Below are 16,468 nucleotides of genomic sequence, written 5' to 3' on the forward strand. Positions count from 1 at the left end.
GCTTGCCAGCGATGGGGCCAGTACAGGCGATCAAGGGACCTGGGCCAACCGCGCCCTACGGGCACGCCAGCCGGCCACCAGCGATGGCCCCAACGCCACCAGGGCCGAGCCGAACACCACCGTCACCGCCCCCACATAGCCCAGCGCATTGATGTCTTCAGCGTGCACATAGTCAGGCCATACCAGCGCCGCCAGCGCCACTGCAACAAAAGTCACCAGCGGGGTCAGTGCCAGCGTGGCACTCACCCGTGATGCCTCCCAGTGCGCCAGCGCTTCGGCGAACGCGCCATAAGCCACCAGGGTATTCAGGCAGCACGCCAGCAACAGCCAGCCCTGCACCGGGGTCAGTTGCAACGCCTGCAGCGGGTGCACCCAGGGCGTGAGCAGCGCAGCACAACTGAGGTAGATCACCATCATGACCTGCTGCGAATGCCACACCGTCAGCAACTGCTTTTGGCTCAGGGCATAGAACACCCAGATGCTGGTGGCCAGCAATATGGTCAGCACACCCGTGGTGTAAGCCCCCAGCGAGGTCAGCAGTTCGTCCAGGCGCTGGTTGAAGAACAGGCCAAACCCCGCCAGCAGCACCAGCAGCCCTACACCCTGCCCCAGGCTGAAACGCTCACGGAATACGAACACACTGGCCACCAGCAGCAACACCGGGCCAATCTGCACCACCAACTGTGCAGTACCCGGGCTTAGCAGGTTGAGCCCGATCAGGTACAGCACGTAGTTGCCCATCAAGCCGAAGACGGCAACGGCCACCAGGCCCTTGCCCTTTGCTGGCAGTTTACGAATGGAGGGCAACCGCCGCTGGGCCGCCAGCCAGGCAAACAGCAGGCCGCCCGAGACCAGCAAGCGATACCAGGTGACGGTGATCGGGTCGACCACTTGCAGTACCTGCTTGAGCTTGATCGGCAGAATGCCCCAGAGCAGCGCCGTCAAGAGTGCCAGGAACAGGCCATAGCCCCAGCGGCCGGAAGTGGTATGCATAAAGTCCTCGATCAAGCCCGTGGTGGCGATTGCTTGATTCTACGGGCTTGCTGAGTAGGTGCGGGGGAACGTGCTGAGAAAAGAATTCATCAGGTCATTCTTTTGCAGCATGGCTTGAGGCCAAACCCGGCAATCTACTTCTTGTGCTTGGCAAACGCCGCCTCAAGCGCCTCGTTGATGGTGCGCAGCACCTTCACCCGGGCCCAGCGCTTGTCGTTGGCCTCTACCAATGTCCATGGCGCAATCTCGCTGCTGGTACGGTCGACCATGTCCCCCACGGCCTGGGCGTAGTCATCCCATTTGTCCCGGTTGCGCCAGTCATCCTCGGTGATCTTGTAGCGCTTGAAGGGGATCTGCTCGCGCTCTTCGAAGCGCTCCAGCTGGGTCTGCTGGTCGATGGCCAGCCAGAACTTGACCAACACCACCCCGGCGTTCACCAACTGTTCCTCGAAATCATTGATCTCGCTGTAGGCGCGCATCCAGTCAGCCGGCGTGCAGAACCCCTCTACCCGCTCCACCAGCACCCGGCCATACCAGGAACGGTCGAAAATGGTGAACTTGCCCCGCGCCGGAATGTGCCGCCAGAAGCGCCACAGGTAAGGCTGCGCGCGCTCTTCTTCGGTGGGCGCGGCAATCGGCACGATACGGTACTGGCGCGGGTCCAGCGCAGCGGCCACCCGGCGGATGGCCCCGCCTTTGCCGGCAGCATCGTTGCCTTCGAACACCGCCACCAAGGCATGGCGGCGCATGCGCTTGTCCCGCAGCAGCCCGGCAAGGCGGGCCTGCTCGGTCACCAGTTGCTCCTGGTAGTCGGCCTTGTCCAGGCGCACGCTCAAGTCCAGCGCCCCCAGCAGGCTGCGGTCATCGATGCTACGCCCCAATGGGGCCACGTTCCCCTGGTGCTTGCCCTTGGGGTTGTTGGCCAGCGCGGCCTGCAAGCTTTCCAACAGGATGCGCCCCACCGCCAGGCTACGGTAGTTGGGGTCGACCCCCTCGACGATGTGCCACGGTGCATAATCGCGGCTGGTGCGGCGCAGCACGCGCTCGCCAAAGCGTACGAAGCGGTCGTAGGTTTTCGACTGCTGCCAGTCCAGCGGGCTGATTTTCCAGCTGTGCAACGGGTCGTCCTTCAGCGATTTCAGGCGCGCCTTCATCTGCTTCTTGGACAGGTGGAACCAGAACTTGATGATCAGCGCACCTTCGTCGCAGAGCATTTGCTCCAGGCGTTCGGCACCGGTGATGGCCTGGTCGAGCACGGCATCCTTGAGCACCCCGTGCACCCGCCCCTGCAGCATCTGGCTGTACCAGTTGCCAAAAAACACGCCCATCCGCCCCTTCGGCGGCAAGGCCCGCCAGTAGCGCCATGCCGGCGGCCGGGCCAGCTCTTCGTCGGTCTGCTGGTCGAAGGTAAGCACATCGATCATGCGCGGGTCCATCCACTCGTTCAGCAGCTTTACCGTCTCACCCTTGCCAGCGCCTTCAACGCCGTTGATCAGCACGATCACCGGGAAGCGCGCCTGCTGCTTGAGTTCGTACTGGGCTTCGAGCAGGGCCTCGCGCAACGCGGGCACCTCGGCGTCGTAAGCCTCCTTGTCGATGCTGTGGCCGATTTCGGCGGATTCGAACATGCAATGGCTCCTTCAATGGATAACCAAGACTAGCGGAATTCGAAGCTGCAAGCTGCAAGTGGCAAGTGGCAAGTGGCAAGTGGCAAGTGGCAAGTGGCAAGTGGCAAGTGGCAAGTGGCAAGTGGCAAGTCGCAAGTCGCAAGTCGCAAGTCGCAAGTCGCAAGCTGCAAGCTGCAAGCTGCAAGCTGCAAGCTGCAAGAAAACGTAAGCCATGCCACCATCTGCTTTTTCTAGCCACTTGCGACTTGCAACTTGCAACTTGCCACTCATCTCCAGCGAACCAGCCATGCCTGAATCCCCCCTTCTCCAGCACGCCCAGATCGACTGGGACGACCAGGGCCGCCCCCATTCGCGGCAGTACGACGACGTCTATTTCGCGGTCAACGAAGGCATCGAAGAAACCAAGCATGTGTTCCTCGGCCAGACACGCCTGGCCGAACGCTTCGCCAACCTGCCCGCACACAGCAGCCTGGTGATCGGCGAGACCGGCTTTGGCACCGGCATGAACTTCTTCTGCGCGTGGCAATTGTTCGACCAGCACGCGCCCAGCGGTGCACGCCTGCATTTCGTCAGTGTCGAAAAGTACCCCCTGGGCGCTGCCGACATGGCCCGCGCTGTACGCCTGTGGCCGGAGCTCGCCGCCTACACCGAGCCGCTGCTGGCCCAGTATGTGGCGGTGCACCCCGGCTTTCAGCAGTTCACCTTCGCCGAAGGCCGGGTCACCCTGACCCTGCTGATCGGCGATGTGCTGGCGCAGCTGCCGCAACTCGATGCACAGGTCGACGTGTGGTTCCTCGACGGCTTCGCCCCGGCCAAGAACCCCGACATGTGGACCCCGCAGCTGTTCGCCCAACTGGCGCGGATGTCCCACGCCGGGACAGTGCTGGGCACCTTCACCACCACCGGTTGGGTGCGCCGCAGCCTGGTCGAAGCGGGCTTTGCCATGAAGAAGGTGCCGGGCATCGGCAAGAAGTGGGAAGTGATGAGCGGCGCCTACGTCGGCGCCCTGCATGCCCCAGGCGCCCCCTGGTATGCACGCCCGCCCGCCACGCCGGGCCCGCGCCAGGCGCTGGTGATCGGCGCCGGGCTCGCCGGCAGCGCCAGCGCGGCCAGCCTGGCCCGGCGTGGCTGGCAGGTGACCGTGCTGGAACGCCATGCCGCCCCCGCGCAGGAAGCCTCGGGCAACCCGCAGGGGGTGCTGTACCTCAAGCTTTCCGCCCATGGCACGGCGCTGTCGCAGCTGATCCTGTCCGGCTTCGGCTACACCCGGCGCCAGCTCGAACGCCTGCAACGGGGCCAGGACTGGGATGCCTGCGGCGTGCTGCAACTGGCGTTCGACGCCAAGGAAGCCGAGCGCCAGGGCAAACTGGCTGGCGCGTTCGACCACGACCTGCTGCACGCGCTGCAACGTACCGAGGCTGAAGCCGTCGCCGGGGTCGCCCTGCCGGCTGGCGGGCTGTTCTACCCCGAAGGCGGCTGGGTCCACCCGCCTGCCCTGTGCCAGCAGCAGTTGCAGCACCCTGGTATCCGGCTGGTGACCCACCAGGAAGTCATCGAACTGCGCAAAGTGGCTGACCAGTGGCAAGCCTGGGCCGGCGAGCGCCTGCTGGCCAGCGCGCCGGTGGTGATTCTGGCCGCAGCCGCCGAGGTCCGCCGCTTCGACGCCTGTGCCGGGTTGCCGCTCAAGCGCATCCGGGGGCAGATCACCCGCTTGCCGGCCACCGCCGGCAGCCGGGCACTGCGCACCGTGGTGTGCGCCGAGGGCTACGTGGCACCGCCGCGTGGTGATGAACATACCTTGGGCGCGAGCTTTGATTTCAACAGTGACAACCTGGCGCCGACGGTGGCCGAACACCAGGGCAACCTGGCGTTGCTGGACGAGATATCGACCGACCTGGCACAACGCCTGGGCGTGGCAACGCTGAACCCTGAGCACCTGCAAGGGCGGGCCGCATTCCGCTGCACCAGCCCGGATTACCTACCGATTGTCGGGCCGCTGGCCGATGCACAGGCGTTTGCCGACACCTACGCGGTACTGGCGCGTGATGCGCGACAGGTGCCGCAAGCCCCTTGCCCCTGGCTGGGCGGGCTGTATGTAAACAGCGGGCATGGCTCGCGCGGGTTGATCACCGCGCCGTTGAGTGGGGAACTGCTGGCGGCGTGGGTGTGCGGGGAGCCGCTGCCGGTGCCTCAGGGGGTGGCGCAGGCTTGCCATCCTAACCGGTTCGCCCTGCGCAGGCTGATACGGGGCAAGTGATGGAGCCGGGGGCTGCGGTGCAGCCCGATTGCGACACAGGGCCGTTCCAGCAACGCAAAACCGGTGTCGCGATTGGGCAGAAAAGCGTCGCAGGCCGCCGCCGCATATAACAGATTGTTCTAAAACTCTCATAAAGCATGTAGGTCAGTTCCTTAAGGTGCCCTAATCCGGGGCATCACCTCCCCAACGGAAAAACCGGTAAGGACTTATGTGCGGATTAGCAGGAGGAATGGAAAAGGGGGTTTTAAAGGCCTTGAGGGGCTGTTTATCCCCCTGATTCCCCCACAAAAAACCGCTTTTGGTACAAAAAGTGGTACGAGCAATCCGCACCTCTTCGCACTACCGGGTGTTTCTCAAGGCGTCATATTCCCGCTCGCACTGCACGCCTGCTATTCGGGCTTGGTCATAAGCTTTCGCCAGCTCTCCCGCTCGAGCATCAGCCCGTGCGAGCAGGTCGGAGAGCACCATGGCGGCGCGGGTGGCTGCCTGGCCTCGGGCGATAGCGGCGGTATCCGTGCCGGGGCAACTGACGGTGGCGGCGAGCTTGGCGCCCTCGTCGTGCAGCCGCTGGCCAGCAGCATCGGCGCCAGCAGCGCCAGCATCAGCCGCCTGGTGTTGTTCGTATGCATGGGCTCTCGCCTCCTCCTGCGCCGTGGCGCGTCGTTGTTCTTCCTGCCGAGCGCCGCGCTCGCCGATCACTTCGGCCAGCCGGTCACCGCTGTCTCGTTGCGCCGATGCTTGGCCAGCCTCTGCTCGCTCAACCGACCGGCCATGTTGGTATATGCCCCAATAGGAGGCGACTACCAGGAGCACGACCAGCAAGCGCAGCGGCAATGAAAGTTTCGCTACCAGCTGTTCCATGCCGCCTCCCACTCTGGAAGGTCAACCGTTTGCTCGGCCAGGCCGTGGGTGCTGTCGGCGAGATACTGGATGCGGCCGTCGGTCACGAAGGAGTGGCAGACCGTTTCTTTACTACCCATGCGGTACCGCGAAAGCACAGACGGCGTGAAGGTCGGTGCGTCTGCATTCTCGTTGTACCCCCAGCGCGGGCCAGGGCCGGCACCCACGTTCAGGCTATGCGGCAATTTGCAGCCGAGGCAGAAGAACCACAGCGAGCCGTCTTCCGCTCGGCCAATGCAGCGGCCAATCGTCTTGATGGTCATGCCAGCGCCCTCCGCACGCCCTCGTCGATCACCTCGGCCTTGTAGGGGTTTCCACCGTTCTCGTGCACGATGATGCCCACCACCAACTCGCGCAGGGTCTGCGGCTTGGAGATGTCGATCGAGTCGCGCACGCCAACACCCAGGCGCTTGGCGATGGCCTGGGCGTAGGCCTTGGTGTCGTTCTCGCTTGCAGGCGCCCAGCGGCTGATGAATTCGAGCGGGGTATCGATACCAGGCCGGCCCACCCCGGGCATGCCGTCCTTGCCCCGGTAGTTGAGCAGTAGCTTGGCCAGGGCACGGATACCGTTCTCCGGCTGGTCAAAGCGGGCAAAGCGCGGCCTGGCCACGCCTACCTCCAGCCCGAGCTGGCCCTGCCAGGCGTTGCGGGAATTGAAATCGATGTTGCCCGGGTTGTTATTGCGGATTCCGCGGGATGTGGACATGGTTTTCTCCAGGCGTAAAAAAAGCCCGCACTGGGCGGGCTGCTGAATTGATTGCCGGTTAGGCTGCTGCTGCGGCCTCCAGCAGCATCTTTTCCAGCGATGCCAGTTCAGTTCCGGCGAGCGCCGTGGTGAAAGCGGCGAAGGCGTTGCTGGTCATCTGGCGAGACGCAGCACTGCTGGTGCCGGCTACGCGCAGCGCGCCCATGTTCAGCTCAGGCATAAGTGCTACGGTTTTCACCAGGTCGTTGGTGTAGCTCCACATCTCCACGCCGTCGTAACGGATGCTGATGCGACCAAGATTGCGGTCGAAAATCAGGACAACGGCTGTCAGCTTGGTAGCGCTGAGTTTCTTGGGCCAAGCCCCCGAAGTCGCCTCTGATACAGCCAGGGTGCCAAAGTTGGCCGCCACGGCGCCGGATCCGCCGTTGTTGGAGTACATACCCCAAGGCGCGGGATTGTCGCTGGTGGCACCAGCGGTGGTGCTACCAAAAGCCAAATGATCGGCACAGACCAGTCCGATCGTGAACGATCCCGACGTAACGAACGGGTTCATCACCAGTGCCTGAGCAATCGCATTGACCTTGTAGCCTGTCTTGCCGTTGACCATCGTCACGAAGTTGGCCAGGGCGTTGGAGGATCCGTAGCTGGGGATGGCGAACTGCTCCACCCGATCGAGCACCACGCCGGACTTTGCGCCATACGGGGCCAGGCACGGCCAGAATTTGATGCTTGGGATGTTGACCACCTCATCTTCCGCTTGCGAGTAGTCGATCTTCGGGGCGCCTGGTACGGATGCCGAGCCAGGGGTACGCAGAGCATAGAGGGCCATTATTGAAGCTCCATGGAGAAGGCACACAGCCAGTTGTAAAGGGGTTTGTTGTCGAAGCGGGAGAAGTCCCGAAGGTCCGTGTCTCGGATACAGCCGCGGCGCCCGGCGCCGTTCTGTGGTGAGCTGAGCAGCGGTTGCAGGGCGTACGTAAGCACTGTGCCCGCAGCGATTACAGCAGTTGCAGTGATGACGATGGATGCGCCGTCAGCGCCCATCACGATCGATTCAATGGTTCCGGCCGAGAGCTGGAAGCCCAGCTTGCCCGGGTCGGTTACCAGCGTGGTGTCGGCAGCCAGCCGGCCAATTGGGCCTGGCGTCCCCGCGTTGCCGTTAGGCAAGTTATTCAGGCGCAGCGTGATGACAGCCCCTGCGAGCGTGGCCGACAGCACTTTGAGCGGCTGCCACTTGCCGCTGACCTGGGTCAGTCGCTCGGCACGCGCCTCCAGCTCGCCTGTCTTGATGTAGCCCTCGGCCAGCATGTGATACGTGTCGAAGTAGGGGTAGGCGTACTTCGGCCCAACCATGACGACGTTGGGGTTCTCGTTGTGCGACTGAAGTTGTGCCAATGGAATTGCCGGGATGGTCCCGGTTTCCCCAGTCAGCATCTGGGTGATGTAGGCCAGCGGCGCGATGGCCTGGCCGGTGATAGCCAGGATGTCGGCACGATAATCGCTGATCCACTCCGCCATGATCGCAACGTATTCCGCCTGCGTCGTGTTGACCTGACTTTCGCCATGCACGATGGACAGGCTTTGGACCTGGTAGTCCCAGCCGTTGGCGGCGGCAATGTTCTTGGCTGCAGTGACGTGGGCCAGCGCGTTGTTGTAGATGGTGGTGCCTTTCTTCAGGCCGGCATACGCGGTACCGCCGAGCGCAGAAATGCTGTACAGCAGTCGCGGGCTGATCGAGCTGGTGCGCTCATGCCAGCGGCGGAACGCCAGCATGTAGGAGGTTGCAGGGGTTTCGCCTGCGACACCGGAGACGTACTCGCGGACTGGCTCCAGGGTTGTGGCCCCGACCCAGGATGTAGGGCGCGGGCCACCTGGCAGGGTGAACAGGTTGTCGGTGTAACCCTTTGGCGTGAACGGGGAGAACAGGTTGCCCTTCTTCCCGTCGATCGTGTACTCGCCGTTTGCATCGAGGACCAGGCCGCGTGAGCCAAGGGTCAGGGACTGACCGGTAGCCAGCTTGTGCAGCAGTACTTGACCGTCACGCAATACGCGACCGTCCGTGAGGATCGTGTGCGGTTGCGCAGATCCCGCAGAGCTCTTTAGCGCCCGAACCATGTCGAACGCCACTGCCTGGGCTACCAGCCAAGTTCCAATCTGGGTTAGCTGAGTGGCTCCAAGGGGGTCGTAGGACCAAACCTGATCGCTTACGACCGCCGCCTGTCGCTTTCCTTGAGGCTTCTCGTTTTGCTCCTGGATCAGCTTGGCATCGTAGGTGGCTGACGGAGTGGCCTGGGCAGAATCGCCCGACTGCATCATCACCGACTCGCCGGACAGGAACAGCGTGGCTTGCTGGTATGCCTCAGTCAGGGGCCGCTTGCGGGCTTCAACTGTCTGCACAACCGTGTCACCCATGGTGAGGAAGGCGCCCTGACGAAGATCGGGGCCAAGCGGGCGTTTCTTTTGCACAGGTAGCGTCAGCAGCATATTGCCAATGCTCCAGATCATCGGGGCATCCCCTGTTACAGGGCCTAGGGGTCGTTTTCGCGGAGTGATATCGAGCAGGCTCGCTGGCTGATTGGTGAACCGCACCCACTTTTTGGTGGTGTTGTTCCATGAATACCAGCCATTCAGATTCGCGTCGGGGTCACCGTCGACAACGGCTACAACCGCATCACGCGTCTGCGGGTCTGCATTCATGGCCGCGTACGACGCATACCGCTTGTTGTTGAGGTCGTCGCCGAGGGCGGCAGCCGTGGCCAGCATGTCTGCCTTGGCAGCTGATTCAGCGGCGTCAACAGAGGCAACGGACTCGCCGATGTTTCTCAGGCCTTGATCCCGTGACGCATTCACTGCGGCCTGTGCGGCGGTGACCGTGGGCTCGATCTGCAGCTTTGCGTTGATGACGAGGTTGTGAAGGGCCTGGGGCGTCCACCTCGGCTGCCCAAAGCGGTCGTAAACAATCTCCTCACTGTCGGTCATGTACCGGTCGAAGATCGACGCGTTGTTTATCAGGTCGCGTGGATCGCTCGAGCCCAGTGGGTTTGCGGGGTCAAAAGCCATGTTTTCTCCTGGCACAAAAAAACCCGCACTGGGCGGGTATGCTCGATTGGGTCCGGCTCAGCCGGTAGTCGGTGGCTGCAGCAAGGAGCTACTTGGGCTTGGGTAACTCTTGGTTGACTGTCAGGTCGATAAGCGGGGCACCGGCTATCAGGTCCGGATAGTTCCCCCAGCCGCCTTTCATGATCGGGCGCTCCCACAGCTCAAGGCTGGCCGACAATGACCAACTGCTCTGGCCCACCAAGGTGGGGCCTTCGTAGATGTCCACAAACCGGGCCTTGTAAACGCCAATGCCGCCTGGGACCTTCAACGGACATTCAAACCATTGGCTACCAGACACGAGTTGCTCATCGAACCAGGCCTCGAACGCCAGCGCCTGCGCATCGCTGAATATCCAGCGCACCGCGGCGACTGTTGGAACGCTCTTGTAAAGCCGCCGCTGTACCGATCGCCCGCTGACCTTGTTGGATCTGCGAATCGGGCTGACGGGGGTGAAGCCGTAGCCCTCACGCAGCGGCATGGGCAACGATTTTGGGTACACAACCATGATCGGTCCTTATGTCGGTGCGAAGCCGTCGTCGTCGGCGTAGTAGTCGTCTCGGTACTCGAGCGCTGTGAAGTCACACTTGCCGTCGCTGCCTGGGTTGATCTCGCTCATCATTGCGCTGTAACCCACTTGGGTGGACTCGGCGAACAGGAGACGGGCCGGCTCAATTGACAAGTCCGTAACCAGGTCGAAGTCCAGATCCACCGCAGCGATGCTCAGGTGATACTCACCTACGCGCGCCGGGACCAGTAAAGCGGTGGCTGAGCCGTCATGTCGGCGGATCAAGACGCGGGGATTGGCCACGTTCCAGTCCAGAGGCTCGGTCAGCTCAAGCACCACGCGATCCGCCACCACAGAGGCGCCAACGATCAACGCTGACTGATCTTGTGCCAGGGATATCGTCGGCCAGCGCAATGCGGTCGAAACGCTCGTAACAAAGCGCCTCAAGGTCAGTAGTTCCGGAGTAGGACCAGCGCTGAGACCGATGCTTACGCAGCGCCCGCATACCGATCCGCCAGGCGCGATCACGATCAACCACCCCATCGACGGTGATGGAGTCAACTTTCAGCCCAAGGCTGTCACCAAGCCGGCACGGCACGGTTTCCTCTGACCAAGTATGGGAGTCGACGTACTTCACATCGACACCGTCGAAGTCATCCTGACCAGGCGCCGTGAATGTGGAGGTCAGCTCCTCCTCAAGTTCGTGATTGGTGATGGTTCCGCGCACAGGCTGAACCCCCTCCCGTATCGCGCTTATCAGGCCATCGGTTAACGTCAGGTGACTCATACCAGCAGCAAAGATCGTCTGCAGCACCTCCCTGACTGAAGATGACTCGGTGTACTCGAGGTCGAAAGTTTCACCACGAGGCGTCCAGTGCGACGACTCCATCTCGCTGAGCTTTGGGGTGTCCACTTCATCGGCGGGAATACCCAGACTGCCTAGAACGTGCTGAGCGGCGCCGCTGATGGACCGGCCTGTGGCGTTTTCGTAAAGCCTTTCAGCCACCAGGCTCACGCGCCGGTCGGACTGAGCGCCCAGGCGGTCACCGGTACGAATGGTGGCCGTGAAAATGGTGACACCCTCATAGGCGGCGGGTGCTTCCAGGCGGGAGCGGAGCCCATACCAGTAAACGGTATCTCGCGTATTCCCCCCACTCTCCGGAAGCTCGCGCCTCAGTCGAAACTGCGGGCGCATCCTGTACGGCAGCGTGCGCCGGAAGGTGAAGCCAATAGAGTCTTCCGTGTTGGCCTGCAAGGGGTGCGTTTCGCGTGTCCAGGGCCCACCAATGGCAGCGTCTCGCCACTCCACAACGATGCTGACAGAGCTCCCGCGGCGGTGGCCGTTGCTTTTGTACCAGGCCAGACCGCCTGGCAGGTGGAAGTCGTACTCCACCGTGTCAGTCAGCTCTTGCTCAGGTACGGCCATGAACGGACCTAGCCAGTTCAGGCTCGCCGCCCCGTCAGCGCCCAGGGAGAAGTCCAGCAGGGTGCGCACCGAGAACCCGTTCCAGTTCGTATCCACGTCGCCGTTATCCTTCAGGCGTTGAACTGTCATCGTCAGTCCGTCAATGCCGGTGATGTTGTAGCGGTGCCCCCTGTATCCGATCGACAGTCGTTGCGTACCGTCCTCAAGCCCCCCAAAGGGGGTTCCGTTCTCGTAGTTCAGTTCAATGTAAGCCTGTCGTTCCGGAACACCGCCGGCGGATGCCGAGCCCACGGTGTAAACCGGCGCAATGCCGAAGACAGCCACAGGTGCGTTGGATTGGGACAGGGTGCCGCCGCGGTATGGGCTGCTCGGCTCAGCGATGAGCAAACGGCCAGAATTGTCCTGAGCGGTGAGGCCCATACCCTCTAGCTGGGATGTCACGGTGGCGACTAGACCGCTCATGTTCATGTAATTCGAGGCCAGTGACACGCTGCGCGTGTTCCCGCGATAGGTAATGGTCCAGACCACCGGCGAGGAGCTGAAGTCGTAGCTGGTCGGCGAAGCACTCGCCTGCACTGACGATGGACTGCCGCCCGTACCGGGCACAGGCGGAACATAAGGGGAGTAGCCTGCTACCACCAGGTCGTAATCGACATCCGTGGAGAGCGTCACCTTCATGCCCACAAATGGCGCAAGGTCACTCAATGCTCCAGAAATGCGGTCGTACTCGCCCACGCTGGTCACGGTGTAACTGTTCGGCGTACGCATCGCGATGGTCAGGCCTGGCCCCCACTCCTCGGGAAATGCTGGGCTTTCACCGGCCAAGCTCACACTCAGACCGCCGAGCACCAGAGCATCAGCGATCACCGATGTTCCCCCAGTCGCTGTCGAGGCCGTATCGAGACCAGAGGTACCGGCGTCGGTACCACCGACTTCACCTACCGAGTACCAGTTCTCCGTACGGACATCACCGGCCAAGCTCTCGCCTGGGCCATAGATCGCGTAAGAGACATCGGTACCGAACGCCGCCAGCGGTGTGTCGCCGATCTTGATCGAGCTAGGCAAGATCGCATGCGAGCCAGCGCCAACGCACAGACACAAGCTGGTATGCAGCTCACGCTGATTCACGAAGCGCGAAACCGGTTGGACGACATAGTCCGGATAAACCTTGTACCGCCCCAAGATTTCACGCACCGGCTCGTTGACCTTGGCCGTGTTGGCCTTGGCCGGGTTCAGGTCGATGGTGTCACCCTGCCCTGGCTGCGAGGCGCCTGGAGTCTTCATGGTCATGACCATGATTACCGCGACAGCCGCAATCGCCACCGCCACCCAGGCAGCAACAGCCGCACCTGCGGCTCGCGCCTCGGGGTAGATGCGCAGGTCTGTGTCAGGCTGGACAACGTAACTGCCCCAGGCCTCGACTGGTAGGGCCTCACCATCGACCGTGATGAAGATCGGCTGCTCACGCTCGAGCGAGAACTCCGGCGCCTTTCGACGCAGCCACTCGACCAGGAGCACCGGCTTTTGTATGACGTGCGACTCCAGGGGTTCGCCTTCAAGGGCGCTTGGGTAGACCCTGATCATCGATAGTACTCCACGCGTGAGAAACGGCGCTCGAACCTTCGCAAAGGGGTCAGGCTGACGTTGCGTTTGGGGTTGATCTCGAGCACCTCAAGCGCGCCGTCCAGCTCGAGCACAATGCCTACATGGTCCTGGACCTGTCCGCGATAGGCGGATGCTGTTGCGCCGTGCTCGGCTGGGCAACGAATCGCGGCGGTCTGGATCATTTCCTCGCACGCCCTCACAAAGCCTCCGTCGGCCTTGCGCATCTCGGACCATTCAGGCCACGCGGGAAGCCCAAGGTCGCGGCGCACTTCCAGCACCAGGCCGTAACAGTCGACGTGCGGCCACAGCCTGCCGCCCTCGACGTAAACGCCGAGGTTGTATTTATCGATGCTCATAGGTAGCGAAGCCCTGGAAATTTTCTGAGGTTGTAGGTGTTGCGTGGCCAGCGGGTGTCGAGCAAGTCGAAGTAGCCGGCGGTGATGGAGACTTGAGTAGCGGTGACCGAACCACCTTTGATCTTGAAACGGTGCGGGGCATGTGCCGGCGCGCCAAGATCGTCTGATGTGTACACGCGGTACACCAGCGTCATCCTCCGCTGATCCCGTAGCGCCGCCCGAATGAAGCCAGATGCGATACCGTCGATATTGCTCAAGGCAAACGTTAGATCCTGGGTGCCATCGTCATTACGGGCCGGCAGAGCCAGATCCATACCACATGGTGTGCACGTCACGGCATCGCCCGTTTCCAGGATGACAACAAGATCGTCCCAGCCCTTGGTCATCCAGTAGGTGGTTATCTCGTCAGAAACCTCGAGAACCTCGTGGATCAGCTCCGGCCCGGAGCTCGCATACAGCCTCTTGAGGATGCTCATCGTGCAGCCCTCTTGACACCCCAGCCAGCGGAAAGCGCTTTGGACACATCGCCATTACCCCTGGCCAAGTCGCCCGCGATCTGCCTCTTTGCCTCGCGGATGAAGACCTTCATGCGATCGCCATCCTGCTGTACATCGACCTGGGCTGGGGCATAGTTGTGAACCTCGACATTCATTGACCCACCACTAGGTTTTGAAGCAGCGTCTACGGCATTCACCCGCTGCAGGTACCCAGTGAGGTCCTTGTTTTGCGCCGGGCTTAGTACCCGCTCGCCCCCGTCCAGCAGCCAAGTGCCCTCCCGCGGGATGTTGTCGATGCCGGCGTGGGCCTGCCCGGACAGGGCGGATCCCACACCAGTCATCAACACCCCAGCCGCAGCCGTCGCGGCAATCGCAGCACCGGGCGCGATAGCCGGGCCGACGTAAGGCACCCCGATCATCGCCGTGAAGGCGCTGAGGCCCGCCATTGCAACCTGGGCGGCGGCGTAGGCCAGCAACGAGTGCCCGATGGATTGAATGAAGGTCGCGGCAAAGTCCTGTGCGTTCAGCTTCCCGGTTTCCGCCCACTCGGTAAGCATGTCAGTGAGCGAGCTGAAGGCCGCAGAGCCTACGTCGCGCATGCTGCTGTACAGATCCATGGCTGCCTCAGCCTGGCTGGCGAAGCCGCTGATGAATCCTGCGGTACCGTTCTGCTGAAGCTGGTCGACCTTGTCGTAGTAGTCCTGCTGCTTGGCCAACCGATCTTCAAGCGCATCGGTCAGGATCTTGGTTTCGCGCTCGTATGCCGAGTCGGAAACGTCGCCACCCTCGTGGCGCTGCCGCAGGTCCTCCAGCTGATCTTGGTAGTTCTGCTCGATAGCCAGCAGTTCCAAGGCGCGCTGCTTTACCTCGTCGGTGTCGTAGGCATTCAACAGCGGGGCATCCAGGGCACGCTGGTCAATGTCCAACTGACGCTTCACGCTTGCGCCGAATTCGGATACTGCCTTGTCGTCCTCCTTGGCCTGCTTCAGCTTCTTCAGCGCGTCGAGCTCAGCCGCCAGCCCTTCCAGGCGCTTGCGCTGCTGCGCGTTGACCCCTTCCAGTTTCCCGGCGGAGATTTCGAAAGCAAGCTTCTCGACTTCGGTGGCGTTCTTGCGCTTATCGGTCGAGGTGTTGATCAGCTCGATCTGCCGTTGATATCCCTCCGCCATGTCCTCGAAACGACGGCTGAGGGCCTTGCTGTCCTTGTCACCGGCTTTCGACTCCTTCAGCGCCTTGTTCGCTTTGTCGATTGCCTCAGCGGCCGCCAGGGCCTTCTTTTCGTCATCTGGCGAGAACTTGACCGCGCCGGCGGCAATCTGCGCCCGCAGCTTTTCGACCTCGGTCAGCTTGCCCGCAACCACGGCCTGCTTTTCTAGGTTCTTGAGGTAGGTGCTGCCTTCCTTGTCCGACGCCAAGCGGGAGCTATTCAGCTCCTTCTGCACCGACTGGATGGCCAGCCTGAGCGCGTCTGCCTTCTCTTTCGAGGCGTCGAGCGATGTTTCAAACGGCACGTCGCTCTTGTCGTCGACTCCCTTCTGGAACCGATCCTGCAGCTTCTCGGTTTCCTTGAGCTCAGCCTGCAGCCCCTTCAATCGATCCTGCAACTGATCGTAGGACTGGGTGCTTAGGTTTTCCGGCAGCATCGACCGGGATGCTTGGCGAATGCGCGTCGAGGCATCCTCGAAAGCGTTCGCTGCTTTGCCGGCACCCTCCTCAGCCTTGTCGCCGAAGTCGATGAAGGACAGCGCCAACGCGCCGACGGTCAGGATCAGGCCTGGCCACCCAGCGGCCATTCGCAGAACGCCGCTTGCCGCATTGCGCAGCGCGAGCATTGAGGCCCCCATGGCGGTGCTCGCGGAGAACCAAGCCCCCATGGATGCCGTGGCTGCAATCTGTGTAGCGTTTACTTGTGTGTTGGCGACCGCTAGCGCTTCTTTGGCGACGGTCTGCTGGTTGATGGCCGCAGTTACCTGGGCGGACGTTGCCAGCGTAGTTGTCGCCAACTTTGCTTCGGCAGCCGTCAACTGGTTGGTGATTGCCACCTCAGCAAGGCGCAGCTCTGCCATGCGCGCAATTGATTGCTGCCGACCAACATCTGAAATCTGCGCCTGAAGACGCTGCGCTTCGAGCAGTTTCTCCGACGCGAGTGCTGCCTGAACAGATTCGAGCCGAGCAACCTCCGAGGTGATCACCTGCCGATCGGCGGCTACCTTGGCCTTGGCATTGGCTACCGCCCTGGCCGCAGACTCGACATCTGCTACTGCGCCAGCTTTTACAGCTTCCGCCCTTCTTAGCTCGCCAGCTGCTGCAAGGGAATTTGCATACAACTGCTCCTGCGTAGCCTTGATGTCGAGATACTTGGCACCAGTAGCGCTCACGAATCCAGCTGCGACGCGCGCAAGCGCAACATACAGACCGGTTTTCAGTACTTGGGTAAACGTCTCGACCCCAGAGGCATCCCATGCTGCAGAGACCGAGAGCGCGGTTTGAACGAAG

The 16,468-nt window shown here is 62.2% G+C and carries 14 protein-coding genes; 1 reads left to right on the plus strand and 13 read right to left on the minus strand.

What is annotated here, in order from left to right:
• Positions 1–30: 30 nt before the first annotated feature.
• The gene (locus APH30_RS13080) at positions 31–993 is read right to left on the minus strand and encodes a DMT family transporter (protein WP_054912801.1); all 963 of its coding nucleotides are present in this window, start codon (positions 991–993) and stop codon (positions 31–33) included.
• A gap of 134 nt (positions 994–1,127) precedes the next feature.
• The gene (gene pap / locus APH30_RS13085; protein ID WP_009681696.1) at positions 1,128–2,621 is read right to left on the minus strand and encodes a polyphosphate:AMP phosphotransferase; all 1,494 of its coding nucleotides are present in this window, start codon (positions 2,619–2,621) and stop codon (positions 1,128–1,130) included.
• Between the two features lie 286 nt (positions 2,622–2,907).
• On the opposite strand from pap, the gene mnmC reads away from it, so the two are divergent.
• Positions 2,908–4,878 (plus strand): bifunctional tRNA (5-methylaminomethyl-2-thiouridine)(34)-methyltransferase MnmD/FAD-dependent 5-carboxymethylaminomethyl-2-thiouridine(34) oxidoreductase MnmC, encoded by a 1,971-nt coding sequence (mnmC, locus tag APH30_RS13090; RefSeq protein WP_054912802.1) that lies wholly within the window; start codon positions 2,908–2,910, stop codon positions 4,876–4,878.
• Positions 4,879–5,217: 339 nt separating this feature from the next.
• On the opposite strand, the gene APH30_RS27905 is transcribed toward mnmC, so the two are convergent.
• The 11 genes from APH30_RS27905 to APH30_RS29535 all read right to left on the minus strand — a co-directional run bounded on the left by APH30_RS27905 (position 5,218) and on the right by APH30_RS29535 (position 16,350).
• On the minus strand, positions 5,218–5,739 hold the full coding sequence (locus APH30_RS27905; RefSeq protein WP_082416165.1) for a DUF2514 domain-containing protein: 522 nt from the start codon (positions 5,737–5,739) through the stop codon (positions 5,218–5,220).
• On the minus strand, positions 5,724–6,041 hold the full coding sequence (locus APH30_RS13100; protein ID WP_054912803.1) for a DUF6527 family protein: 318 nt from the start codon (positions 6,039–6,041) through the stop codon (positions 5,724–5,726). The genes APH30_RS27905 and APH30_RS13100 overlap by 16 nt, the downstream gene beginning before the upstream one ends.
• Positions 6,038–6,484, minus strand: coding sequence for a structural protein P5 (locus tag APH30_RS13105; protein ID WP_054912804.1), 447 nt, complete (start codon positions 6,482–6,484; stop codon positions 6,038–6,040). The genes APH30_RS13100 and APH30_RS13105 overlap by 4 nt, the downstream gene beginning before the upstream one ends.
• 58 nt (positions 6,485–6,542) lie before the next feature.
• Positions 6,543–7,313, minus strand: a complete 771-nt coding sequence (locus APH30_RS13110; RefSeq protein ID WP_054912805.1) for a hypothetical protein — start codon at positions 7,311–7,313, stop codon at positions 6,543–6,545.
• Positions 7,313–9,544, minus strand: a complete 2,232-nt coding sequence (locus APH30_RS13115) for a hypothetical protein (RefSeq protein WP_054912806.1) — start codon at positions 9,542–9,544, stop codon at positions 7,313–7,315. The genes APH30_RS13110 and APH30_RS13115 overlap by 1 nt, the downstream gene beginning before the upstream one ends.
• Before the next feature lie 88 nt (positions 9,545–9,632).
• On the minus strand, positions 9,633–10,088 hold the full coding sequence (locus APH30_RS13120) for a hypothetical protein (protein WP_054912807.1): 456 nt from the start codon (positions 10,086–10,088) through the stop codon (positions 9,633–9,635).
• A 9-nt stretch (positions 10,089–10,097) separates the two neighbouring features.
• Positions 10,098–10,424, minus strand: coding sequence for a hypothetical protein (locus APH30_RS29530; RefSeq protein WP_256222022.1), 327 nt, complete (start codon positions 10,422–10,424; stop codon positions 10,098–10,100).
• Entirely contained in the window at positions 10,417–13,098 is a 2,682-nt protein-coding gene (locus tag APH30_RS13125) for a host specificity factor TipJ family phage tail protein (protein ID WP_256222024.1), read from the minus strand. Before APH30_RS13125 ends, APH30_RS29530 begins: the two co-directional genes overlap by 8 nt.
• The gene (locus tag APH30_RS13130; RefSeq protein ID WP_054912808.1) at positions 13,095–13,475 is read right to left on the minus strand and encodes a hypothetical protein; all 381 of its coding nucleotides are present in this window, start codon (positions 13,473–13,475) and stop codon (positions 13,095–13,097) included. The genes APH30_RS13125 and APH30_RS13130 overlap by 4 nt, the downstream gene beginning before the upstream one ends.
• The gene (locus APH30_RS13135) at positions 13,472–13,951 is read right to left on the minus strand and encodes a DUF1833 family protein (RefSeq protein ID WP_054912809.1); all 480 of its coding nucleotides are present in this window, start codon (positions 13,949–13,951) and stop codon (positions 13,472–13,474) included. Before APH30_RS13135 ends, APH30_RS13130 begins: the two co-directional genes overlap by 4 nt.
• Positions 13,948–16,350 (minus strand): phage tail tape measure protein, encoded by a 2,403-nt coding sequence (locus tag APH30_RS29535; protein ID WP_256222026.1) that lies wholly within the window; start codon positions 16,348–16,350, stop codon positions 13,948–13,950. The genes APH30_RS13135 and APH30_RS29535 overlap by 4 nt, the downstream gene beginning before the upstream one ends.
• Positions 16,351–16,468: the final 118 nt, after the last annotated feature.

The sequence above is a fragment of the Pseudomonas sp. NBRC 111127 genome, from assembly GCF_001320345.1.
In the GTDB taxonomy this organism is placed as follows: domain Bacteria; phylum Pseudomonadota; class Gammaproteobacteria; order Pseudomonadales; family Pseudomonadaceae; genus Aquipseudomonas; species Aquipseudomonas juntendi.